Here is a 448-nt window from a genome sequence, read left to right on the forward strand (position 1 = left end):
CCTCTTTTCATCGTTGATAGGCTGAGTTAGATGAATTATTCGATCTTATCTGCTGTATCTGCTTCCAACATTTCTGGCATTTTTGCATTGATCGCTTCATTTCTGTCATACGCCTTTTCAGCTCTCAAAGCTAGCTGACCTGCGGCAACGACTTGACTAGCTAGATTCGCAACGGCTCTTGATCTTTCGAGTTCCCATTGTTTTTGTCCTTCTTTCATGTCAGGCTCGTTTAATCGTTCTAACTGTTCAAATAAATACATGTTTAGATCACCCAAGTTTTGACGTTTCATGGCGCACCTCCTATGCTATTGCCGATAAGGCTCCAATCATTTTTTGTTCATCTTTTTTCTCGAGCTCTTTAATAATGTGAGTGTACGTTTCTTGTGTCGTCGTTACATTAGCGTGGCCTAGCCGATCCGCGATTGAGTGCATTGTGACACCTTCAAGC

1 protein-coding gene and 1 pseudogene are annotated in these 448 nt (G+C 42.2%); both read right to left on the bottom strand.

Annotated elements, in window-relative coordinates:
* Window positions 1-35: 35 nt before the first annotated feature.
* Window positions 36-290, bottom strand: coding sequence for a hypothetical protein (locus tag RV00_RS16020; protein WP_071863504.1), 255 nt, complete (start codon window positions 288-290; stop codon window positions 36-38).
* A gap of 10 nt (window positions 291-300) precedes the next feature.
* Window positions 301-448: pseudogene (locus RV00_RS16790) on the bottom strand (site-specific integrase); the annotation flags it as partial.

It is taken from the genome of Enterococcus devriesei, from assembly GCF_001885905.1.
Lineage (GTDB): Bacteria > Bacillota > Bacilli > Lactobacillales > Enterococcaceae > Enterococcus_A > Enterococcus_A devriesei.

Excerpts from the sequence above, each read along its gene's own strand:
- RV00_RS16020 (WP_071863504.1), bottom strand. The coding sequence starts at position 290 with ATGAAACGTCAAAACTTGGGTGATCTAAACATGTATTTATTTGAACAG.